General features: G+C 73.4%; 21 protein-coding genes. 8 read left to right on the forward strand and 13 right to left on the reverse strand.

Features of this window, described 5'->3' with window-relative positions; genetic code table 11:
• Nucleotides 1–9 precede the first annotated feature (9 nt).
• Nucleotides 10–1,530 (reverse strand): acyl-CoA synthetase, encoded by a 1,521-nt coding sequence (locus H1226_RS14675; protein ID WP_258341214.1) that lies wholly within the window; start codon nt 1,528–1,530, stop codon nt 10–12.
• Nucleotides 1,531–1,582: 52 nt separating this feature from the next.
• Nucleotides 1,583–2,647: an LLM class F420-dependent oxidoreductase gene (locus tag H1226_RS14680; RefSeq protein WP_258341215.1), complete on the reverse strand. Its 1,065-nt coding sequence runs from the start codon at nt 2,645–2,647 to the stop codon at nt 1,583–1,585.
• 100 nt (nt 2,648–2,747) lie between these two features.
• Between H1226_RS14680 and H1226_RS14685 the strand changes: the two genes are divergently transcribed.
• Genes H1226_RS14685 through H1226_RS14705 form a run of 5 tightly spaced genes read left to right on the forward strand, consistent with a single transcriptional unit; the run spans nt 2,748 to nt 7,359 of the window.
• Nucleotides 2,748–3,770, forward strand: coding sequence for a Zn-ribbon domain-containing OB-fold protein (locus H1226_RS14685; protein WP_258341216.1), 1,023 nt, complete (start codon nt 2,748–2,750; stop codon nt 3,768–3,770).
• A 25-nt stretch (nt 3,771–3,795) separates the two neighbouring features.
• On the forward strand, nt 3,796–4,851 hold the full coding sequence (locus H1226_RS14690; protein ID WP_258341217.1) for a thiolase domain-containing protein: 1,056 nt from the start codon (nt 3,796–3,798) through the stop codon (nt 4,849–4,851).
• A complete protein-coding gene (locus tag H1226_RS14695) occupies nt 4,851–6,020 on the forward strand; it encodes a thiolase domain-containing protein (protein WP_258341218.1) in 1,170 nt (389 codons plus the stop codon). The genes H1226_RS14690 and H1226_RS14695 overlap by 1 nt, the downstream gene beginning before the upstream one ends.
• Nucleotides 6,020–6,898, forward strand: a complete 879-nt coding sequence (locus H1226_RS14700; RefSeq protein ID WP_258341219.1) for a TIGR03619 family F420-dependent LLM class oxidoreductase — start codon at nt 6,020–6,022, stop codon at nt 6,896–6,898. The genes H1226_RS14695 and H1226_RS14700 overlap by 1 nt, the downstream gene beginning before the upstream one ends.
• Nucleotides 6,895–7,359: a nuclear transport factor 2 family protein gene (locus H1226_RS14705; protein WP_258341220.1), complete on the forward strand. Its 465-nt coding sequence runs from the start codon at nt 6,895–6,897 to the stop codon at nt 7,357–7,359. The genes H1226_RS14700 and H1226_RS14705 overlap by 4 nt, the downstream gene beginning before the upstream one ends.
• Before the next feature lie 221 nt (nt 7,360–7,580).
• Here H1226_RS14705 and H1226_RS14710 read toward each other — a convergent pair whose 3' ends face one another.
• Complete coding sequence (locus H1226_RS14710; protein WP_258341221.1) at nt 7,581–7,988, reverse strand: RidA family protein; 408 nt, start codon at nt 7,986–7,988, stop codon at nt 7,581–7,583.
• Between the two features lie 94 nt (nt 7,989–8,082).
• On the opposite strand from H1226_RS14710, the gene H1226_RS14715 reads away from it, so the two are divergent.
• Nucleotides 8,083–8,466, forward strand: coding sequence for a winged helix-turn-helix transcriptional regulator (locus H1226_RS14715; protein WP_225045131.1), 384 nt, complete (start codon nt 8,083–8,085; stop codon nt 8,464–8,466).
• Nucleotides 8,467–8,490: 24 nt separating this feature from the next.
• Here H1226_RS14715 and H1226_RS14720 read toward each other — a convergent pair whose 3' ends face one another.
• A complete protein-coding gene (locus H1226_RS14720) occupies nt 8,491–9,717 on the reverse strand; it encodes a cytochrome P450 (RefSeq protein ID WP_258341222.1) in 1,227 nt (408 codons plus the stop codon).
• Nucleotides 9,718–9,945: 228 nt separating this feature from the next.
• On the opposite strand from H1226_RS14720, the gene H1226_RS14725 reads away from it, so the two are divergent.
• Nucleotides 9,946–11,091 (forward strand): steroid 3-ketoacyl-CoA thiolase, encoded by a 1,146-nt coding sequence (locus H1226_RS14725; RefSeq protein WP_258341223.1) that lies wholly within the window; start codon nt 9,946–9,948, stop codon nt 11,089–11,091.
• A 4-nt stretch (nt 11,092–11,095) separates the two neighbouring features.
• Nucleotides 11,096–12,679: a FadD3 family acyl-CoA ligase gene (locus H1226_RS14730; protein WP_258341224.1), complete on the forward strand. Its 1,584-nt coding sequence runs from the start codon at nt 11,096–11,098 to the stop codon at nt 12,677–12,679.
• A 228-nt stretch (nt 12,680–12,907) separates the two neighbouring features.
• On the opposite strand, the gene H1226_RS14735 is transcribed toward H1226_RS14730, so the two are convergent.
• From H1226_RS14735 to H1226_RS14775, 9 genes are all read right to left on the reverse strand, one after another.
• Nucleotides 12,908–13,765, reverse strand: coding sequence for an SAM-dependent methyltransferase (locus H1226_RS14735; RefSeq protein ID WP_258341225.1), 858 nt, complete (start codon nt 13,763–13,765; stop codon nt 12,908–12,910).
• A gap of 64 nt (nt 13,766–13,829) precedes the next feature.
• Nucleotides 13,830–14,357: a 3-hydroxy-9,10-secoandrosta-1,3,5(10)-triene-9,17-dione monooxygenase reductase subunit gene (gene hsaB / locus H1226_RS14740; RefSeq protein WP_258341226.1), complete on the reverse strand. Its 528-nt coding sequence runs from the start codon at nt 14,355–14,357 to the stop codon at nt 13,830–13,832.
• Nucleotides 14,354–15,256 (reverse strand): iron-dependent extradiol dioxygenase HsaC, encoded by a 903-nt coding sequence (gene hsaC, locus H1226_RS14745; protein ID WP_258341227.1) that lies wholly within the window; start codon nt 15,254–15,256, stop codon nt 14,354–14,356. The genes hsaB and hsaC overlap by 4 nt, the downstream gene beginning before the upstream one ends.
• A gap of 18 nt (nt 15,257–15,274) precedes the next feature.
• A complete protein-coding gene (gene hsaD / locus H1226_RS14750; protein WP_344927824.1) occupies nt 15,275–16,153 on the reverse strand; it encodes a 4,5:9,10-diseco-3-hydroxy-5,9,17-trioxoandrosta-1(10),2-diene-4-oate hydrolase in 879 nt (292 codons plus the stop codon).
• An 11-nt stretch (nt 16,154–16,164) separates the two neighbouring features.
• On the reverse strand, nt 16,165–17,343 hold the full coding sequence (gene hsaA, locus H1226_RS14755; RefSeq protein ID WP_258341228.1) for a 3-hydroxy-9,10-secoandrosta-1,3,5(10)-triene-9,17-dione monooxygenase oxygenase subunit: 1,179 nt from the start codon (nt 17,341–17,343) through the stop codon (nt 16,165–16,167).
• Between the two features lie 129 nt (nt 17,344–17,472).
• Nucleotides 17,473–18,543: a 4-hydroxy-2-oxovalerate aldolase gene (gene dmpG / locus H1226_RS14760; protein ID WP_258341229.1), complete on the reverse strand. Its 1,071-nt coding sequence runs from the start codon at nt 18,541–18,543 to the stop codon at nt 17,473–17,475.
• Entirely contained in the window at nt 18,540–19,451 is a 912-nt protein-coding gene (locus tag H1226_RS14765) for an acetaldehyde dehydrogenase (acetylating) (protein WP_258349419.1), read from the reverse strand. Before H1226_RS14765 ends, dmpG begins: the two co-directional genes overlap by 4 nt.
• Nucleotides 19,452–19,470: 19 nt before the next feature.
• The gene (locus tag H1226_RS14770; RefSeq protein WP_258341230.1) at nt 19,471–20,265 is read right to left on the reverse strand and encodes a 2-keto-4-pentenoate hydratase; all 795 of its coding nucleotides are present in this window, start codon (nt 20,263–20,265) and stop codon (nt 19,471–19,473) included.
• On the reverse strand, nt 20,252–21,883 hold the full coding sequence (locus tag H1226_RS14775; RefSeq protein ID WP_224959191.1) for an FAD-binding protein: 1,632 nt from the start codon (nt 21,881–21,883) through the stop codon (nt 20,252–20,254). Before H1226_RS14775 ends, H1226_RS14770 begins: the two co-directional genes overlap by 14 nt.
• Nucleotides 21,884–21,898: the final 15 nt, after the last annotated feature.

Raw genomic sequence — 21,898 nt, forward strand, 5'->3', positions numbered from 1 at the left:
CGGGTGCGGTCAGGACTTGAGCTTGCGCTTGTAGAGCTTGCCGTTGGGGTCGCGCGGTAGTTCGTCGGTGTAGTCGACGATGCGCGGCAACTTGAACCCGGCGATGCGGTCCGCGGCGAACTCCAGCAGTTCCGCGGTGAGCGCCGCCTCCCCCGCGATGCCGGGCGCGGGCTGCACGACGGCCTTCACCTGCTCGCCCCAGTCCTCGTGCGGCACGCCGAACACGGCGACGTCGGCGACCTTCGGGTGCACCGAGAGCGCGTTCTCGATCTCCGCCGGGTAGATGTTCACCCCGCCCGAGATGATCAGGTCGCTCTTGCGGTCCCGCAGGTACAGGTACCCGTCCTCGTCGAGGTACCCGACGTCGCCGAGGGTGAACAGGTCGCCGACGCGTCCCTCGCGGGTCTTCTCCGGGGCCTGGTGGTACTCGAAGCTGGAGGTGCCCATCCGCATGTACACGGTCCCGACCTCCCCCGGCGGCAGCTCCGCGCCGTCGTCGTCGAGCACCCGCACCACCGACCCGGGCCAGGCCCGGCCGACCGAACCGGGTTTGCGCAGCCACTCGGCGGCGGGGATCACGGTGCCGCCGCCCTCGGTGGCCGCGTAGTACTCGACGACCACCGGGCCCCACCAGTCGAGCATCCGCTGCTTCACCTCGATCGGGCAAGGCGCGGCTCCGTGGATGGCGACGCGCATCGAGGAGACGTCGTAGCGCTCCCGCACCTGCTCGGGCAGCGCCAGCAGCCGGTGGAACTGGGTCGGCACCACGTGCGTGTGCGTCACCCGGTGCCGCTCGACGAGCGCGAGCATCCGTTCCGGGTCCCACCGGTCCACCAGCACCACCGGATGGCCCAGCTGCAGGGAAATGCTCGCGAAGTTGAGCACCGCGGTGTGGTACAGCGGCGAGCCGCACAGGTGCACGTGCCCGTCGAACGGTTCCAGCCCGAAGATGCCGAAGAACCACTGCGAGTACACCGGGACCTGGTCGGGATCGGCGCCGGTCAGCGCCCGGCGGACGCCCTTGGGCCTGCCCGTGGTGCCGGAGGTGTAGAGCATCGGCGAGCCCGCGGTGCGCACGTCCGGGCGGGTCGCGGGCTCGCCGGCGCCGAGCTCGGCCAGCGGCCGGAACCCGGGGACCTCGCCGACGGCGAACCGGCGGTGCTCGTCCAGCTCGGCGCGGTCGGCGGCATCGGTGGCGGCCGCGGCGAAGCGCTCGTGCGCGAGGAACGCCTTCGCCCCGCTGTCGCCGAGGATGTAGGCGATCTCGGCGCCGACGAGGTGCCAGTTCACCGTGACCACGTACAGCCCGGTCTGCAGCGCGGCGAAGTAGGCGGCGAGCAGCTCGGGTCCGTTCGGCAGCAGCAGCACCACGCTGTCGCCCGGTTCGAGGCCCATCGCCTGCCAGCCGCGGCCGAGCCGGTCGGCCTCGGCGGCGAGTTCGCCGTAGCCGATCTCCCGTTCGTCGGGGGTGATCAGCGCGGTGCGGCCGGGATGTTCGGCGGCGATGTTCCAGAGTCCGATGTCGGTCACGGCGCACTCCTGTCCCCGGGGTCCGGCGGTTCCCACCAAGCTAGAACGCGTTTCACTTCGACGGCAAGGGCTCGTCGTCCGCGCCGAGCACCGCGTCCGCCACCGCGTGCAGCTGCGCGACGTCCCGGCAGCCCACCAGCAGCACGTCCACCCCGGCCCGCCGCCAGGCGCGGACCCCGGCGCGGACCTGCTCGCGGTCGCCGATGATCGCGACGTCGTCGACGAGCTCGTCCGGCACCGCGGCGACGGCCTCGGCGCGGCGCCCGGCCTGGAAGTGCGCGGTGATCTCCTCGACCGCGGCGGCGTAGCCCATCCGCCGGAACAGGTCGGCGTGGAAGTTCATCCGGGTCGCGCCCATGCCGCCGATGTAGAGCGCCAGCGACGGCTTGACCTGCTCCTTCGCCGCGGCCGGATCGTCGGTGACCACGACCTGGCAGGTGGCGGCGACCTCGAACCCGGCGCGGTCCCGCCGCGCCCCGGGCCGGGCGAAGCCGTCGGCGAGCCACTGCTGGTAGAGCGGGGCGGCGCGCGGCGAGAAGTACACCGCGATCCAGCCGTCGGCGATCTCCGCGGTCTGCGCCACGTTGCGCGGGCCCTCGGCGCCGAGCCAGATCGGCAGGTCGGCGCGCAGCGGGTGGGTGATCGGCCGCAGCGCCTTGCCGAGCCCGAGCGCGCCCGGGCCGGTGGCGGGCAGCGGGTAGTGCGGGCCGTTGTTGCGCACCGGCGCCTCGCGGGCCAGCACCTGGCGCACCACGTCGACGTATTCCCTGGTGCGCGCCAGGGGTTTCCCGAACGGCGCGCCGTACCAGCCCTCCACGACCTGCGGCCCGGACACCCCGAGCCCGAGCACGTGGCGACCGCCGGAGAGGTGGTCGAGGGTGAGCGCGTGCATCGCGCAGGCCGCCGGAGACCGCGCGGACAACTGCGCCACCGAGGTGCCCAGCCGCACCCGGCTGGTGGCGCTGCCCCACCAGGCCAGCGGGGTGAACGCATCGGAACCCCAGGACTCGGCGGCGAAAACCCCGTCGAAACCGGCGGATTCCGCGGCGGCGACCAGTGCCGGGGCGTCCGCCGGGGGCGCCGCGCCCCAATATCCGAGTTGCAGTCCGAGCCGCACGGCGGGCCTCCTCGCGTCGGGGTGCGGCCGGGTGGCCGCGGGTGTCCCCATCGTGCGCCGAGCATTGCCGCCTTGGCGAGAACATGTTTCACTTCATCGCGTGACCGAGATCGCGGAACCGCTCAGCGCCCCGCTCGAAGTCGGCTTCGACTACACCCGTTCGCCGGGCCCCGTGCTCGGCCGCTTCGCCGCCGGGTTGCGGCAGCGGCGGATCACCGGGGTGCGCGGCTCGGACGGCCGGGTGCACGTGCCCGCCGTCGAGCACGACCCGGTCACCGCCGCCCCGCTCGACGAGTTCGTCGAGGTCGGCGACACCGGGACGGTGCGCAGCTGGTCGTGGATCCCGGAACCGCTCGAAGGCCAGCCGCTGCCGCACGGGTTCGCCTGGGCGCTGGTGCGGCTGGACGGGGCGGACACCGCGCTGCTGCACGCGGTGGACGCCGGTTCGGCGGACCGGATGCGCACCGGGATGCGGGTGCGGGCGCGGTGGGCGGCGGAACGGGTCGGCGGCATCCGGGACATCGCCTGCTTCGACCCGGTTCCCGACGGTCCCGATTCCCCCGGCGACGCCGATTCGCCCGATGATGCCGGTGCGCCCGGCGACACCACCTCCGCCGCACCGCGGGACGACTCCGGCCTCGAACCCGTGCAGCTGCTGACCACCCCGATCCACCTGCACTACCGGCATTCCGCCTCCCCGGAGGAGAGCCGCTACCTGCGCGGCCTCGCCGAGGGCCGGTTGCTGGGCCAGCGGTGCCCGGCCTGCCGCAAGGTCTACATCCCGCCGCGCGGCGCCTGCCCCACCGACGGCGTGCCCACCGAGCAGGAGGTGGAGCTGCCGGACACCGGGATCGTCACGACGTTCTGCATCGTCAACGTCCCGTTCCTGGGCCAGCGCATCACCCCGCCCTACGTCGCGGCCTACGTGCTGCTCGACGGTGCGGACATCGCGTTCCTGCACCTGGTGCTGGGCTGCGCGGCCGAGGAGGTCCGGATGGGCATGCGGGTGCGGGCCGAGTGGAAGCCGCGCGCCGAGTGGGACACGACGCTGCGCAACATCGACCACTTCCGCCCGTCCGGCGAACCGGACGCGCCGTACGAGTCCTACGCCCACCACCTGTGACCGCCCGCCGGCGTTGGGAGCGCGCATGACCGACAGCGATGTGGCCGTCGTGGGTTTCGCCCAGGCGCCGAACGTCCGCGCCACCAGCGGCACCACGAACGGCGTGGAGATGCTGGTGCCGGTGTTCGAGGAACTGCTCTCCGGCACTGGGATGCGCACGGAGGACGTGGGCTTCTGGTGCTCGGGTTCGTCGGACTACCTGGCGGGCCGGGCGTTCTCGTTCATCGCGGCGATCGACGCGATCGGCGCGTTCCCGCCGATCAACGAGTCGCACGTGGAGATGGACGCGGCGTGGGCGCTGTACGAGGCGTGGGTGAAGATCCGCACCGGCGAGGTGGACACGGCGCTGGTGTACGGCTTCGGCAAGTCCTCGGCGGGTGAGCTGCGGCGGGTGCTGGCGATGCAGCTGGATCCGTACTTCGCCGCGCCGCTGTGGCCGGACTCGGTGGGCGTCGCCGGGTTGCAGGCGCGGCTCGGCCTCGAGTCCGGGGCGTTCGCCGAGCAGGACATGGCGGAGGTGGCGGCCCGCTCGCGCGCCGACGCCGAGCAGAACCCGCACGCGCAGCTGTCCGGCCGGGTGCTGGTCGCGGAGCTGCTGGCGCGGCCGTACCTGGCGGATCCGCTGCGCGCGCACGACTGCGCGCCGATCACCGACGGAGCCTCGGCGGTGCTGCTGGCGAGCGCGGGGCGGGCCCGGGAACTGCGGGACCGCCCGGCGTGGATCACCGGGGTGGAACACCGCATCGAGTCGGCCGAGCTGGGCGGCCGGGACCTCACCGCTTCACCGTCCACCGCGGACGCGGGGCGGGCAGCGGGCGCCGAGGGCGTCGAGCTCGCCGAGCTGCACGCGCCGTTCACCCACCAGGAGCTGCTGCTGCGCGACGCCCTCGGCCTCGACGGGTCGGTGCGGATCAACCCCTCGGGCGGGGCGTTGTGCGGCAATCCGATGTTCGCCGCCGGGCTCACCCGGATCGGCGAGGCGGCGCGGCGGGTGTGGTCGGGCGAGGCGGGAAAGGTCCTCGCGCACGCCACCAGCGGACCCGCGTTGCAGCAGAACCTCGTGTGCGTGATGGAGGGCTGATGGGCAAGCAGATCGCCGCGGTGCTCGGAACCGGCCAGACCCGGCACGCCAGCCGCCGCACCGACGTGTCGATGGCCGGGTTGTGCCGGGAGGCGGTGGACCGGGCGATGGCCGACGCCGAGGTCGGCTGGGACGAGGTGGACGCGGTCGTCGTCGGCAAGGCCCCCGACCTATTCGAGGGCGTGATGATGCCGGAGCTGGTGCTCGCCGATGCGTTGGGCGCCACCGGGAAACCGCTGCTGCGGGTGCACACCGCCGGTTCCGTGGGCGGCTCGACGGCGAACGTGGCGGCGAGCCTGGTGCAGGCCGGGGTGCACCGCCGGGTGCTGGCGGTGGCGTTCGAGAAGCAGTCCGAGTCGAACGCCATGTGGGCGCTGTCGATCATGCCGCCGTTCTCGATGCCGGTGGGCGCGGGCGCGGGCGGCTACTTCGCCCCGCACGTGCGCTCCTACATCCGCCGTTCCGGCGCCCCGCCGCACATCGGGGCGATGGTGGCGGTGAAGGACCGGCGCAACGGCAGCCGCAACCCGTGGGCGCACGTGCGGCAGGCGGACTTGACGGTGGAGTCGGTGCTGGCCTCGCAGATGCTGTGGGACCCGATCCGCTACGACGAGACCTGCCCGTCCTCGGACGGGGCGTGCGCGATGGTGCTCGGCGACGAGCACGCCGCTGCGGCCACCGGCCGCCCGGTGGCGTGGATCCACGCCACCGCGATGCGCACCGAGCCGACCACGTTCGCCGGCCGCGACCAGGTGAGCCCGCAGGCCGGGCGGGACGCGGCGGCGGCGCTCTGGGCGCAGGGCGGCATCAACGATCCGATGTCCGAAGTGGACGTCGCCGAGCTCTACGTGCCGTTCTCCTGGTTCGAGCCGATGTGGCTGGAGAACCTGGGTTTCGCCGCCGAAGGCGAGGGCTGGAAGCTCACCGAGGCGGGCGAGACCGCGATCGGCGGCAGGCTGCCGGTGAACCCGTCCGGTGGTGTGCTGTCGTCGAACCCGATCGGCGCCTCCGGGATGCTGCGGTTCGCCGAGGCGGCGATGCAGGTGATGGGCCGGGCGGGCGAGCACCAGGTGGACGGGGCGCGCACCGCGCTCGGGCACGCCTACGGCGGGGGCTCGCAATACTTCTCGATGTGGGTCGTGGGCGCCGCGCGGCCCGGGGAGCGCTGATGGAGTTCACGTTGTCCGTGGCCATGTGCCCGCTGCCGGAGCTGACCGCGCTGGCGCGCGCGGCGGAGGAGGCCGGGTTCGCCGCGATCGCGCTGCCGGACTCGCTGTTCTACTCCGAGCACGTCGCCGCCGACTACCCGTACACCCCCGACGGCGAGCGGATGTGGACCGAGGAGACGCCGTGGACCGATCCGCTGGTGGCGGCCGCGGCGATGGGCGCGGTGACCGAGCGGCTGCGGTTCTACACCTCGGTGCTGAAGCTGGGGCCGCGGAATCCGCTGCTGCTGGCGCGGCAGGTGGCGTCGGTGGCGGCGCTGACCGGGGACCGGTTCGGCTTGGGCGTCGGCATCGGCTGGACGCCGGAGGAGTTCGAGTGGTGCGGGGCGCCGTTCGAGCGGCGCGGTGCGCGGGTGGACGAGGCGATCGACGTGCTGCGGCTGGTGCTCGGCGGCGGGATGGTGGAGCACCACGGCGAGTTCTTCGACTTCGGCCGGTTGCGCATGTCCCCCGCCCCCGGCCGGCCGGTGCCGATCTACGTGGGCGGGCACACCGAGCGGGCGCTGCGGCGGGCGGCGTCGCGCGGTGACGGCTGGTCCTCGGCGATGATGCGGATCTCCGAGCTGCGCACCACCATCGCCCGGCTCGCCGAGCTGCGCGCGGAGTTCGGCCGCGAGGCGGAGCCCTTCGAGATCCAGGCGGTGTGCGTGGACCGGTTCGGCGCGGACGGCTACCGGGAGCAGGCGGCGGCGGGCGTGACCGATGCGATCGTGGTGCCGTGGGTGCTCGACGGCCACGGTTTCGACGCGGACCTCGCGGTGAAGCGGGACTCGCTGGAGCGCTTCGCCGAGCAGGTCATCCGTCCGTTGGCGGCCGGATGAGCGGCCCGGAGGCGACGAGGCGCGGTTCGGTGCGGTGGGACGCGACGGAGGCGGAGCACCCGGCGCGGCGGGCGGCGCGGGCCTCGATGGCGGCGGTGGCGCGCGGCGCGAAGGCGGATTGGCTGGCGCTGTTCGCCGCGGACGCGCTGGTGCAGGACCCGGTCGGCCCGTCCCCGCTGGACCCGTCCGGGCAGGGACATCGGGGCACGGCGGCGATCGGCGCGTTCTGGGACTCGGTGATCGCGGGGGCGGCGAGCCTGCACTTCCACGTGCACGACTCGTTCGCCGCCGGCTCGGAGGTCGCCAACACCGGCCGCATCCGCACCCACCTCCCCGACGGCGCGACGATGGACGCCGACGGCGTCTTCCTCTACCGCGTGGACGACAGCGGTCTGCTCATCTCGATGCGAGCCTTCTGGGAATTCGACCGAGCAATGGCAACCCTCACCCCGAACCCCTGAACCCCCCAACCGCCTCGCAGTCCATTGCCTGTCAGCGGCGCAGCCGCTGAGCCAACGACCACCAAAGCAACAAGACCACCCGCGGGTTCTCAGCGGGATTCTCGCGAGGACAGCTTTTTCCCTCGTGGCGGAGCCACTTGGGAAAAAGATCCCGCAGCGAGAATCCCGCTGAGGTTCCGCCACCCGCCCCGCCCCGCAACAGAAGTGATGAGACAGCCGTTTCAGTCGAGGACTGCCGTTGCTTCTAGTTCTATGAGCATGTCCGGTTCTGCTAGGGCGGCCACCCCGATGCCGGTGAACGGGGGCAGCGCGGCCCCGCCCAGCTTCGCGCTCGCCCGCGCCCGCCCCGCCATGAACTGCTCGAACTTCTCCGGCGTCCAGTCCACCAGGTAGGCGGTCAGCTTCGCCACGTCCGCGAACGAGGCGCCCGCCGCCGCCAGCGCGGTGGCGACGTTGAGGTAGACCTGCTCGACCTGCGCGGCGACATCGCCCGTCCCGACCGGGTTCCCGTGCTCGTCGCGGGCGACCTGCCCGGCCACGAACACCAGCTTCGACCCGGTGGCGACCGACACCTGCCGGTACAGCTCGACCTCCGGCAGCCCGTCCGGGTTCACCAGCGTGATGGCCATCGTGCACCTCCGTGCTCTCTTGTGGTTACCGGGAAACCGTAGGAGAGTGCCGCGTGACGTGGAAGAACGCACTTTTCCGTAACCGAGGAACCTGATGGGAACCGAGAACTTCACCAGCCCGCTCGGGGACGAGGCGGACCTGCGGCGCGCCGACTCGCTCGCGCGGGAGATCTTCACCGAGGTCGCCAACAAGTGGGCGTTCCTCATCATCGACCTGCTCGGAGAGGGCAGCCTGCGCTTCAGCGAGCTGCGCGGGCGGATCGACGGCATCAGCCACAAGATGCTCACCCAGAACCTGCGGATGCTGGAGCGCAACGGCCTGCTGGAACGCACCGTGCACCCGGTGGTGCCGCCGCGGGTGGACTACGAGCTCACCGAACCGGGGCGGGCGTTGCGGCAGGTGGTGCACGGGATGTGCGACTGGACCCACACCCACCTAGCGGCCATCGAAGCCGCCCGCCGGGGGTTCGGGGGATAGCTGGTTCGTCTGCGGCGGGGTGGGTCAGCGGTAGCGGACTTGGAGTTCCTTGATGCCGTTGAGCCAGCCGGAGCGCAGGCGGCGGGGTTCGCCGGCCTTGGCGATGCCGGGCATCCGGTCGGCGATGGCCTGGAAGATGAGGTCGATCTCCAGCCGGGCCAGGTTCGCCCCGAGGCAGTAGTGCGCGCCGGTGCCGCCGAACCCGACGTGCGGGTTGGGGTCGCGGGTGATGTCGAAGCGCTCCGGTTCGTCGAAGACCTCGGGGTCGAAGTTGGCGGAGCTGTAGAACATCGCGACCCGCTCGCCGCGCCCGATCGCCACCCCGTTCAGCTCGGTGTCGGCGAGCGCGGTGCGCTGGAAGGACATCACCGGGGTCGCCCAGCGCACGATCTCGTCGGCGGTGGTGGCGGGGCGCTGCTCCTTGAACAGCTCCCACTGCTCGGGGTGGTCGAGCATGGCGAGCATGCCGTGGGTGATGGCGTTGCGGGTGGTCTCGTTGCCCGCGACCGCGAGCAGCAGCACGAAGAAGCCGAACTCGTCGTCGCTGAGCGCGTGCCCGTCCACGTCGGCCTGCACGAGCTTGGTGACGATGTCGTCCATCGGGCAGCCGCGGCGCTGCTCGGCCATGCCCATGCTGTAGCCGAGCAGTTCGGTGGCGGCGGCGGCCGGGTCGATGGAGTACTCGGGGTCGTCGTAGGCGATCATCTGGTTGGACCAGTCGAAGATGTTCTTGCGGTGCTCCTGCGGCACACCGAGCAGTTCGGCGATGGCCTGCAGCGGGAGTTCGCAGGCGACGTCGGTGACGAAGTCGCCGGTGCTGCCGGTGAACGCGGTCTCGACGATGCGTTCGGCGCGTTCCCGCAGCGCGTCGCGGAGGCCGTTGATGGCGCGCGGGGTGAAGCCGCGGGCGACGATGCCGCGCAGCTTGGTGTGCTCGGGCGGGTCCATGTTGAGCAGGATCAACCGCTGCATCTCGATCTGCTCGCGGTTCATCTCGGAGGTGAAGCGGGTGATCGCGGTGTTCTCCCAGGAGGAGTACACGTCGCTGCGGCGCGAGACCTCCTTGACCTCGGCGTGCCTGCTCACCACCCAGTAGCCCTCGTCGTCGTAGCCGGCCTTGCCGCGGGGCAGCGGGTTCCACCACACCGGTGCGGTGCGCCGGAGTTCGGCGAACTCGCGCATGGGCAGCCGTTCGGCGTAGAGGTCGGGGTCGGTGAAGTCGAAGCCGGGCGGGATGTGGGGGCAGACCACTGGCAACCTCCTGCGGGCCGCACGGAGACACGAGTCCACGAAAGAGAACTTGTTCTATGTGAACCGAACCACATCCGATCTGGTTAGTAAACCCCCGTAACAGTGATGATCACGCGCTGGGTCCGGATTCTCCCCGCGCCGACGCGACCCCGCGGCACGACCTTGTCTATAACGAGAACAAGTTCTACATTGAAACTTCCGGTCGTTCATGCCGAGAGGAGACGAACGGTGGGCACTCCGGTGATCGTGGACGCGGCACGCACTCCGATCGGCAGGCGCCGGGGCGCGCTCTCCGGCCTGCACCCCGCGGAACTGCTCGGGGTCGCCCAGCGCGGCCTGCTCGACCGGGCCGGCCTCGCCCCGGAACTCGTCGAGCAGGTCATCGGCGGCTGCGTCACCCAGGCGGGCGCGCAGGCCGGCAACATCACCCGCACCTCCTGGCTGCACGCGGGCCTGCCCGAGACGACCGGCTGCACCACCGTCGACGCCCAGTGCGGCTCGGCCCAGCAGGCCGCGCACCTGGTCGCCGGGCTGATCAGCACCGGCGCCGTGGACGTCGGCATCGCCTGCGGCGTGGAGGCGATGAGCCGGGTGCCGCTGGGCGCCAACCTCGGCACCGAGGCGGGACGGCCGCGCCCCGACAGCTGGGACCTCGACCTGCCGAACCAGTACCTGGCCGCCGACCGCATCGCCGAACGGCGCGGCCTGGACCGCGCCGAGGTGGACCTGTTCGGGCTGCGCTCGCAACGGCTCGCCCGCGCCGCCTGGGACGAAGGCCGGTTCGCCCGCGAGACCGTGCCGACCCGCGCCCCCGCCCCCGACGGCGGCACCCACCTGGTCACCCGGGACGAGGGACTGCGCGAGACCAGCGCGGAAGCGCTCGCCGGGCTGAAACCCGTGCTGGACGCCGGATTCCACACCGCGGGCACGGCCTCGCAGATCTCCGACGGCGCCGCCGCGGTGCTGCTCGCCGACGCCGACCGGGCCGCCGCGCTCGGCCTGCGCCCGCGGGCCCGGATCGTCGCGCAGTGCCTCGTCGGCGCCGAGCCGTACTACCACCTGGACGGGCCGGTGCAGGCCACCGCGAGGGTGCTGGAGCGGTCCGGGATGAAGATCGGCGACATCGACCTGTTCGAGGTGAACGAGGCGTTCGCCTCCGTCGTGCTGTCCTGGGCCGCGGTGCACCGGCCCGACCTGGAGCGGGTGAACGTCAACGGCGGCGCGATCGCGCTGGGCCACCCGGTCGGCGCCACCGGAGCTCGGCTGATCACCAGTGCACTGCACGAGCTGGAACGGCGGGACGCGAGCACCGCGCTGATCACGATGTGCGCGGGCGGCGCCCTGTCCACCGGGACCATCATCGAGCGGATCTGAGGCCGTGGACGTCCCGGAGACGGTGCCCGCCGCCCTCGACCTCGCCGCCGAGCGGTTCGCCGAGCGCTCCGCCGTCGTCGACCCGGTGCTGCGGCTGACCTTCCGGGAGCTGCGCGAGCAGGTCCGCGAGCTGGCGGGTTTCCTGCTCGCCGAAGGCGTCCGGGCCGGGGACCGGGTGGCGCTGAACTCGCCGAACACCGGGCACTGGGTGGTGGCGGCGCTGGCCGCGCTGCACGTGGGCGCGGTGCTGGTGCCGATCAACACCCGGTTCACCCCGGCCGAGACCCGCGACGTGCTGGTGCGCAGCTCGGCGAGCGCACTGGTGGTGGCCGACACCTTCCTCGGGCGGGACCGGCTGCGGGAGCTGCGCGCGCAGGGAGGTGAGCCGACCGGCACCCCGGTGCCCGGCCTGCCCGCGCTGCGCACGGTCCTGCGCATCCCGGTGGAGGGCGCCGCGGCACCGCTGCCGCGCTGCGCGGACTGGGCCGAGGCCGGTGGCCGCTCGCTCCCGGCCGACCGGGTGGACGAGGCCGCCGCCCGGGTGCGCGGCACCGATCCCAGCGACCTGCTCTACACCTCCGGGACCACCGGGCGCAGCAAGGGCGTGCTCAGCGCGCACCGCCAGGCCCTCGCCGTCGCCGACGCGTGGGCGACCTGCGGGCGCGTCGACGAGGCGGACCGGTACCTGGTGGTGAACCCGTTCTTCCACAGCTTCGGCTACAAGGCGGGCATCCTGGTGTGCCTGCTGCGCGGGGCGGCGATCGTGCCGGTGCCGGTGTTCGACACCCGCGCGGTGCTGGAACTGGTGCACCGCGAGCGGATCACCGTGCTGCCCGGGCCGCCCACCGTCTACCAGTCCATCTTGGACGATCCGGCGCGCGCCGAGCACGACCTCTCCAGCCTGCGGCTGGCCGTCACCGGTGCGGCCTCGGTGCCGCGGGTGCTGGTGGAGCGGATGCAGCGGGAGCTCAGCTTCGACACCGTGCTCACCGCCTACGGACTGACCGAGGCCGTGGTCGCGACCATGTGCCGCCCGGAGGACGACGACGCGGTGGTCGCCACCACCTGCGGGCGCCCCACCGCCGGCTTCGAACTGCGCATCGCGGGCGCCGACGGCCGCCCCCTGCCCACCGGCGAGGTCGGCGAGGTGCTGCTGCGCGGCCCGAACACGATGCTCGGCTACCGGGACGAACCGGCGCAGACCCGCGCCGCCGTCGACGCGGACGGCTGGCTGCACACCGGCGACCTCGGCCGGGTGGACCGCGCGGGCAGGCTCACCATCACCGACCGGCTCAAGGACATGTACGTCTGCGGCGGGTTCAACGTGTACCCGGCCGAGGTCGAGCAGGCGATCGCGCGGCTGCCCGGCGTAACCGAGACCGCGGTGGTCGGCGTGCCCGATGCCCGCCTCGGCGAGGTCGGGAAGGCCTACGTGGTCGCCGCCCCCGGCCACCGGCTCACCGCCGACGAGGTCCTGGCCCACTGCCGCGAGCACCTCGCCAACTTCAAGCTCCCCCGCCACGTCGAGTTCCGCGCCGCACTCCCCCGCACCCCCACCGGCAAGGTCCGCAAACCCGACCTGCGGTGACTCACTGCCTGTTCTGCCGCGTAGGGCTCGGGTAGCGGAACCTCAGCGGCTTCCTCGCTGCGGGATCGATGTCTGATGTATGTCCAACACACGGCGACATCGCTGTCCTCGCGAGGAAGCCGCTGAGAACCCGCGGCGGTGCCGGCTGCTCGGGTGGTCGCTGCTCAGCGGCTTCGCCGCTGACAGGACACCGACACGAACCGCCGCGCGAGTTCAGAGACAGGGCACTCACCCGGGCAGGCGGACCCCGCTCGCGTAGCCACCGGAGTCCGCCTCGGGTGCGGCGCGACCCCACCGCCGCGCGAGGTCGTGGTGCCGGTGGAATTCCACTCGCCAGCCGCGGTCGCCGAGCCGGTGGGCGTTGTCCTGGTCGACGCCGGATTCGCCGGCGCTGGGCGCCGCGCCGCGGCCGACGAACTCGCGCATCCGCCGGTAGGTCTCGTCGTCCGGTGCGGCGATCGCGGTCTTCACGAGCCTGCTGCCGGGTGCGCTGAGCTCGGTGATGGTGTCCAGCACCGCGGTGGCGTCGGCGGGCGGGAGGTAGGCGAGCACGCCCTCCTCCAGCCACGCGGTGCGGCGGGCGGGGTCGAAGCCGGCTGCGGTGAGGTCGGCCGCCCAGTTCCCGCGCAGGTCGGTGGGCACGGTGGTGCGCTGCGCGGCGGACCTCGGGCGCGCGGGGTGGTCGCGCAGCACCGGTTCCTTGAACGCGAACATCGCGGGCGAGTCCAGTTCGAAGCACGCCACGTGCGCGGGCAGCGGGAGCCGCAGCGCCCGCGTGCTCAGCCCGGCTCCGACGTCGACGACCTGGGTACAGCCCGCTCCGACGGCGGCCGACAGCTGCTCGTCGAAGTGGCGGGTGGCGACGACGCGGCCGTCGTGGAAGCTCTCGACCAGGCCTTGCAGCCGTTCCCAGGTCCGCGCGCCGTCGGGTGCGCTGCGGAATGCGGTTTCGGCGGCGGCGGCGGACGCGCGCGCGTAGGGGTCCGCGATCAGGCGATCTTCTCGGTCGGTCTCGCGTGCGCGGATGAGCGCGACGCCCACGGCGGTGCTGCCCACCCCGGTGAGCGGTTCCGGTGTGCCGGTCATCGGCGCCTCCCCAGGTCGGCTTCCGGCAACCTACCCCGCGGGCGGCGTCGAGCGGGCGGCTTCGTCAGAGCCAGTCGTCCTCGCGGGGCCAGATCAGGGGCGGCGGCGGTTCCTCCACGTTCGCGTAGCCGCCGCGGTAGAACAGCAGCGGGCGGCGCGGGTCTCCCTCGCCGAGGGCGTGCACCCGGCCGATGACGACGTAGTGGTCGCCCGCCTCGTGGACCGCGTCGACGGCGCAGTCCGCCCACGCCAGCACGTCGTCGAGCACCGGGGCCCCCGAGGGCGCCGGGTGCCAGCCGACCTCGGCGAACTTGTCCGCACCACCGCGGCCGAACGCGGTGCTCACCGCTTCCTGCCGGTCGGCGAGCACGTTCACGCAGAACCGCCCGGACGCCGCCAGCAGCGGCCAGGTCCGGGAGCCGCGCCCGGGGCAGAACAGCACCAGCGGCGGGTCCAGCGACAGCGCCGCGAACGACTGGCAGGTGAAGCCGACCGGCCGGGCGCCGTCCATCCCGGCGACCACGGTGACCCCGGTGCAGAACCGGCCGAGGACGCGCCGGAAGCTCGCCTGGTCTGGTCCGGCCTGCGTCATCCGCGGGCCCCGACGCTGAAGTCGTGGCCCCACAGGCTGACCGCGGTGCTCTCCCGGGCGATCCAGTCCTCGTCGGCGACCTGCCTGCCCTCGCAGCCGAACTCGACGTCGAAGCCGCCCGGCGAGCGCAGGTAGAACGACAGCATCAGGTCGTTGACGTGCCTGCCCAGCGTCGCCGACAGCGGCACCTTCCGCCGCTGCGCGCGGTCCAGCGCCAGGCCCACGTCGTCCACGTCGGCGACCTCCACCATGAGGTGGACGATGCCGCTGGGCGTGGGCATCGGCAGGAACGCCAGGCTGTGGTGGCGCGGGTTGCAGCCGAAGAACCGCAGCCACGCCGGTTCCCCGTCGGCCGGCCTGCCGACGAGTTCGGGGGCGAGCCGCATCGAGTCGCGCAGCCGGAGACCCAGCACGTCGCGGTAGAAGTGCAGCGCCGCCGCGTCGTCGTGGGTGGACAGCACCACGTGCCCGAGCCCCTGCTCCTCGGTGACGAACCGGTGCCCGTAGGGGCTGACCACGCGGCGGTGCCGCAGTTCGGCGCCGTGGAAGACCTCCTGGGTGTTTCCGGAGGGGTCCTCGAAGCGGATCAGCCCGCACACCCGCCGGTCGGCGAGGTCGGCGGCGTCCCCGGCCTTCCAGGACACCCCGGCGGCGTCCAGGTTCCGCGCCACCTCGGCGACTTCCGCTTCGTTCGCGGCCTCCCAGCCGGTCTGGGCGAGCCGGTCGGCCTCCCCGGGGACGATCACCAGCCGGGCCGGGAAGTCGTCCATCCGGAAGTACACCGCGTCCGGGTCGGGCCCGTCGCCCTCGATCATGCCGAGGACCTTGGTGCCGAACACCCGCCACGCCTCGACGTCGGTGGCCTCGATCCGCAGGTATCCCAGCGAGCGGATGCCCATCGCGCACTCCCTCGATCGTCAGTCCAGCAAGAAGTCCTGGACGAGCCGGTTGAACTCGGCGAACTTCTCCAGCTGCGCCCAGTGCCCGCAGCCGCCGAAGACGTGCAGCTGCGCGCGCGGGATCAGCTTCAGCGCCAGCAGCGCCCCGTCCAGCGGGTTCACCCGGTCCTCGCGTCCCCACACCAGCAGCACCCGCTGCCGCAGCCGGTGGGCCTCCCGCCACAGCAGGCCCTGCTCGACGGTCTCGGCGCGGCGGAACGACTCGCCCATCGCGCGCATCGCGGCCAGCGACTCCGGGTCGGCGGCGGCCGCGTAGCGCTGCTCCAGCAGCTCGTCGGTGATCAGCGACTGGTCGTGCACCATGGTGCGCAGGAACGCTTCGAGCTTCTGCTTGCTCGGCCCCGGCGGGGCGGCGAACTCGGCGAGCCGCCGCACGCCTTCGGTGGGGTCGGGGGCGAACAGGTTCAGGCTCAGCCCGCCCGGGCCCATCAGCACCAGCCGCCCGGCCCGGTCCGGGTGCTCCAGCGCGAAGCGGACGGCGGTCCCGCCGCCGAGCGAGTTGCCCAGCAGGTGCGCGCGTCCCAGCCCGAGCACGTCGAACAGCTCGTGCAGGGCGGTGGCGCTGTGGGTGAAGTACTGGCCGTGCTCGGTGGGCTTGCCGGAACGGCCGAAACCGGGCTGGTCCACGGCGATGGTGCGGAAGTGCCGGGCGAGCACGGGGACGTTGCGGCTGAAGTTGCTCCACGCGGAGGCGCCGGGGCCGCCGCCGTGCAGCAGCACCACCGCGTCGGCGTGCTCGGCGCCCGCCTCGTGGTAGTGCAGCCGCAGCCCGGACGGGAGTTCTGCGGTGCGGCCGGTGGAGTGCTCGTCGAGCTCGGTTTCCGCTGCGGTGCCCACGGTTTCTCCCCTCACACCATCGAATCCTTGATCGGCAGGCCGAATTCGCCGGTGCCGAACATCGTGTACGCGCGTTCCGGGTCGTTGGCGGCGTGCACCCGCCCGGCGTGCGCGTCCCGCCAGAACCGCTGGATGGGGGTGCCGGTGGCCAGCGCCCGCCCGCCGGAGTTCTCGAAGAGCCGGTCGATCGCCTCGATGCAGCGGGTGGTGGCGCGGACCTGGTCGCGGCGGGCGCGCAGCCGCAGCGCCATCGGCACCTGCTCGCCGGCGGCGACGAGCTCGTACTCCTCGGCGATGTTGCCGCTGAGCTGCAGCCAGGCGGCGTCGATCTCGCTGGCGGCCTCGGCGATGCGCACCTTCGCGAACGGGTCCTCCTTGGACTTCTCGCCGGCGTAGGCGGCGCGGACCCGTGCTCCCTGGTGCTCGACGTGCGCGTCGTAGGCGCCCTGGGCCATGCCGATGATGGGCGCGGTGATGGTGGTGGGGTGCACGGTGCCCCACGGCAGCCGGTACAGCGGGCCGGTGTTGATCTCGTGGCCGGGGCAGCGGCCCTCGGACATGGCCAGGAAGCTCAGCGCGCGGTGCGCGGGCACGAACACGTCGTCCACGACGACGTCGTTGCTGCCGCTGCCGCGCAGGCCCACGGTGTCCCACACGTCGTCGACGCGGTAGTCGCCCAACGGCACCAGGTAGGTGCAGAAGTCCACCACCTCGCCCGCCGCGTCGTGGGCGGGCCCGCCGACGAACGCCCAGCTCGCGTGGTCGCAGCCGGAGGAGAAGCTCCAGCGCCCGGACAGCCGGTAGCCGCCGTCGACGACGGTCGCCCGGCCCATCGGCGCGTAGGAGGAGGACACCAGCGTGCTCGGGTCCTCGGCCCACACCTCGTCCTGCGCCTGCTGCGGGAACAGCGCGAGGTGCCAGGGGTGCACGCCGAGGATGGAGGCGACCCAGCCGGTGGAGCCGCAGGCGCTGCCGAGCAGCCGGACGGCGCGGTAGAAGTCGACCGGGTGGGCTTCGACGCCGTCGTAGCGGGCGGGTTGCAGCATCCGGAAGAACCCGGTGCGCTGGAGCTCCTCGACGGTCTCCTCGGGGATGCGGCGGGCGTCCTCGGCCTTCTGCGCGCGTTCCCGCAGCCCCGGCAGCAGCCCGCGCACCTCGTCGACGATCCGCCGCCCGTCCTGCTCGCTCATTACGCGCTCCCGTTCCCGCGCCCGCGGGCACGTCGTGGAACTTGTTCCGCCGGTGGCTCGACTCGTGGTGCTGAACCCGTTTCCAGCACGGCTCGCGCACCACTCGCCGATACTAGAACACGTTCTCGTTCATGTCGAGGATCGGGCACCGTCCACATCGGACTCCGCTGCCGCCCGCAGCTCCAGCGCGAGCGCGATCAGCTGGTCTTCCTGCCCGCCGACGAGCTTCCGCTCCCCCGCCCGCACCAGCAGCGCCGCCGCGTCCACCCCGTAGCGCTCGGCCTGCACCTCCGCGTGCCGCAGGAAGCTCGAATACACCCCGGCGTAGCCCATCATCAGCGCGGCGCGGTCCAGCAGGCACTCCTGCGGCATCGCCGGGCGCACCACGTCCTCGGCGGCGTCGGCGATCGCGAAGAAGTCCACGCCGGTGCGGATGCCCAGCTTGTCGCACACCCCGACGAACGCCTCCACCGGCGTGTTGCCCGCCCCGGCGCCGAACCGGCGGGCGCTGCCGTCGATCTGCACCGCGCCCGCCCGCGCCGCGGCCACCGAGTTCGCCACCGCCACGCCCAGGTTCTCGTGCCCGTGGAACCCGACCTGCGCCTCCGCGCCGACCTCGGCGGCGATCGCCGCGACCCGGTCGGCGACCTGCTCCAGCACCAGCGCCCCGGCCGAATCCACCACGTGCACGCACTGGCAGCCCGCGTCCACCATGATCCGGGCCTGCGCGGCCAGCTCCTCCGGTGGCCGGGAATGCGCCATCATCAGGAACCCGACGGTCTCCAGGCCGCGTTCCCGGGCCAGCCGGAAGTGCTGCACCGACACGTCGGCCTCGGTGCAGTGCGTGGCGATCCGGCACACCTGCGCACCGCCGTCCTGGGCGGCGGCGATGTCGTCGAGCACGCCGACGCCGGGCAGCACCAGGAACGCGATCTTCGCCCGGCGGGCGGTGCGGGCGGCGAGCGCGATCAGCTCCTGCTCGGGGGTAGTGGAGAAGCCGTAGGTGAACGAGGAACCGCCGAGCCCGTCGCCGTGGCTCACCTCGATCACCGGCACTCCGGCGCCGTCGAGCGCGGTCACGATCGCGCGCACCTCCTCGGCGGTGAACCGGTGCCGCTTGTGGTGCGAACCGTCGCGCAACGAGGTGTCGGTGATGCGCACGTCCAGCTCGTCGGAGAACGTCCTGGGCAGCTCGGTCACGAGATCCGCTCCTCCGCGTCGGCCGGGCGGCCCGCGCGGACGAGCCGCTCGCCCACCCGCACCGCCGCGGCGGTCATGATGTCCAGGTTCCCCGCGTAGGGCGGGAGGAAGTCACCGGCGCCTTCGACCTCGACGAACACCCCGACCCGCAGGTCGTCGCCGAGCAGGTCGAACTGCGGCTCGCCCAGCAGCCGGTAGCCGGGCACGTAGCCGGCGATCTCGGCGACCATCCGGTGCAGCGAGCCGCTGATCGCGTCCCGGTCGGAATCCGGTGGCACCGCGCAGAACACGGTGTCCCGCATGATCATCGGCGGGTCGGCGGGGTTGAGCACGATGATCGCCTTGCCCCGCGCGGCGCCGCCGATGCGCTCGATCCCGCGGGCGGTGGTGCGGGTGAACTCGTCGATGTTCGCCCGCGTGCCCGGACCCGCCGACACCGACGCGACCGAGGCGACGATCTCCGCGTAGCGCACCGGGGCGGCACGGGAGACGGCGTGCACCAGCGGGATCGTGGCCTGCCCGCCGCAGGTGATCAGGTTCAGGTCGGGTGCCGCCAGGTGCTCGCCGAGGTTCACCGGCGGCACCACCGCCGGGCCCACCGCCGCCGGGGTGAGGTCCACGGCCCGGATCCCGGCTTCGGCGTAGCGGGGCGCGTTCGCGCGGTGCACGGCCGCGGAGGTCACCTCGAACACCACGTCGGGGCGCTCGTCCTGGGCCAGCAGCCAGTCCACCCCGCCCGCGTCGGCGGCCACCCCGAGCTCGCGGGCCCGCCGCAGCCCCGCGCTGCCCGGGTCGATGCCCGCCATCCAGCGGGGCGCCAGCAGCGGGGACCGGTGCAGCTTGTGCAGCAGGTCGGTGCCGATGTTGCCGGACCCCACGATCGCCGCGGTCGCCTTGCCCGTACTCATCATCGAGCTCCTCGAAGCGTCATCGGAACGTCACCGACGCGGCGCCGAGCCGCCGCCCGCCGGTGCTGAACTCGGCCGCGAAGGCCGCCCCCGCCCCCACGTCCACCGCACGGGTGCAGGAACCGGGCAGCACCACGTGCCCGGCGCGCAGCCGCACCCCGAACCCGGCGACCTTGCGCGCCAGCCACGCCACCGCCCGCACCGGATCGCCGAGCACCGCGTCCGACCGGCCCTCCGCGATGCGTTCCCCGTCCCGGTGCAGCACCGCGTCGATGGCCCGCGGATCGACCGAATCCGGCGGAATCCGCTGCTCCCCCAGCACGAATCCGGCGGAGGAGGCGTTGTCGGCGATGGTGTCGGCCAGCCGGATGCGCCAGTCCGCGATGCGGCTGTCGATCAGCTCGATCGCGGGCACCAGCGCCGCGGTCCCGGCCAGCACGTCGCGTTCGGTGCAGCCGTGGCCGGGCAGGTCGACGCCGAGCAGGAACCCGACCTCCACCTCCACCCGCGGGAAGCAGTAGCGCCGCACCGCCACCGGCACGTCCGGGTCGAGGCGCATGTCGGCGAGCAGGTGGCCGTAGTCGGGTTCGTCGACGCCCATCATCGCCTGCATCACCGGGGAGGACAGGCCCACCTTGTGCCCCACGACCTCGGTGCCGGGCAGTCGCCGCCGGATGTTGCCGAGCTGGATCTCGTAGGCGTCCTCCGCGGTCAGCAGCGGGTGCGAGTCGGTCAGCGGCGGGATCGGGGCCCGGTCCCGCTCGGCCCGCCGCAGTCGCGCCGCCAGGTCCTCGCGCTGGTCATCCGTGAGCACGTTCCCCTCCTCCACCGGGCGCCAGCCAGTGCCCCGCGCGCCGCCCGGAGAACACGCAGTCGGCCAGCGAGAGCCCGCTGACGTAGGAGTTCGAGCACAGCCCCACCGCGGTGCGCCCCGCGGCGTGCAGCCCGGGCACCGGCCGATCCCGCTCGTCGAGCACCGCACCGGTGTCCTCGTCGACGCGCAGCCCGCCGAGGGTGAGCATCGGGCACGGGTAGGCGGCGCTGGGCCGGATCGACAGGTCCAGCAGCGTGTACGGCGGCGTGCGCAGCGGCCGCACGAACTCGGCGGGTTTGCCCACCGGGTCCGCGCCGGGCGCGGCGGTGTCGTGGGCGTGGGCGGTGGCGGCGAGCCCGGCCGGGTCGATGCCGGCGAGCTCGGCGACCTCGGTGATCGTCGGGGCGGTCACCGCTCGGCGGTGCAGCAGGTGCAGCGCCTGCAGCAGCTGGAACCACACGGTCTGCCGGGGCAGCGAGCGCAGCGCGCGGCGCCGGGTCTCGGCGTCGATGAGCAGCCAGCCGCGCCCGCCGTGGTGGTGGACCAGCGCATCGCCCAGCGCGGCGCCGTAGCGGGATTCGTCGCAGACCCGCTTCCCGTGCTCGTCGACGAGCACGCCGTGCAGGAACTCGCTGGGCGGGGTGATGAACCGCCACACCGAGACGTTGCCGAGCTTGGCGGTGGTGCCACCCGCGGACCGGCCGAGCCGGATGCCGCTGCCGTCGTCGGCGCGGGTGCCCAGCGGCAGCCCGCCGCGGTGGCGCGGCGCGTGGTGGCGCAGCAGTTCCCGGTCGGCGATGAACCCGCCCGCGGCGAGCACCACCCCGCGACGGGCGCGGATCCGCAGCGGCACGGCGCGGCGGCGTTCGACCCGTTCGGCGACCGCGTGCAACCGCCGGGCCAGGGCGGGCAGGTAGATGCCGGGTTTCGCGGCCAGCCGCGCAGCGGTCCGGTGCAGCGCCCGCGCGGGCCGGGCCGCGGTGCGCAGGGTGGCGCACTCGACGCCGCGCACCTCGCCGCCGTCGCGGATCAGCCCGGTGACGCGGGTCTGGTCGAGGATCCGCACCCCGGCGGCGCGCACCGCTCGGGCCAGCGCGGTGTGCAGCACCTTCCCGGAGGTGCCGCGCCCCACCGGCCGGTGCCCGCGCGGTGCGGGCCGGGCGAGGTCGCGGAAGCCGCCCGCGGCCTCGCTGCCGGAGTAGTACAGGTGGTGGCGGCGGCTCGGGTAGGAGGTCTTGTACGGCGCGAGGGCGTCGCCGAAGCGCACTCCCCTGGCTTCCAGCCAGTCGATCATCTCGGGGCCACCCGCGCAGAAGCGGCGCAGCGTCGCCGGGGACACCGCGTCGCCGACCTCGGCGCGCAGGTAGGCGTGGACGTCCTCGACCGAGTCGGTGACGCCCGCGGCGCGCTGCGGGCGGGTGCCGCCCCCGGCGTAGACGATGCCGCCGGAGAGCCTGCTGGTGCCGCCCCCGCCGAACCGGTCGAGCACGACGACCTCGGCACCGGCCTCGGCGGCTTCGAGCGCGGCGCAGGCGCCCGCGACGCCGAACCCCACGACGACCACGTCCGCCTCGATCTCCTCGCCCACGGCACCCTCCGAGTGAAACAGGTTCTGCATCAGCCACTCGACTGC

Source organism: Saccharopolyspora gregorii, assembly GCF_024734405.1.
Lineage (GTDB): Bacteria > Actinomycetota > Actinomycetes > Mycobacteriales > Pseudonocardiaceae > Saccharopolyspora_C > Saccharopolyspora_C gregorii.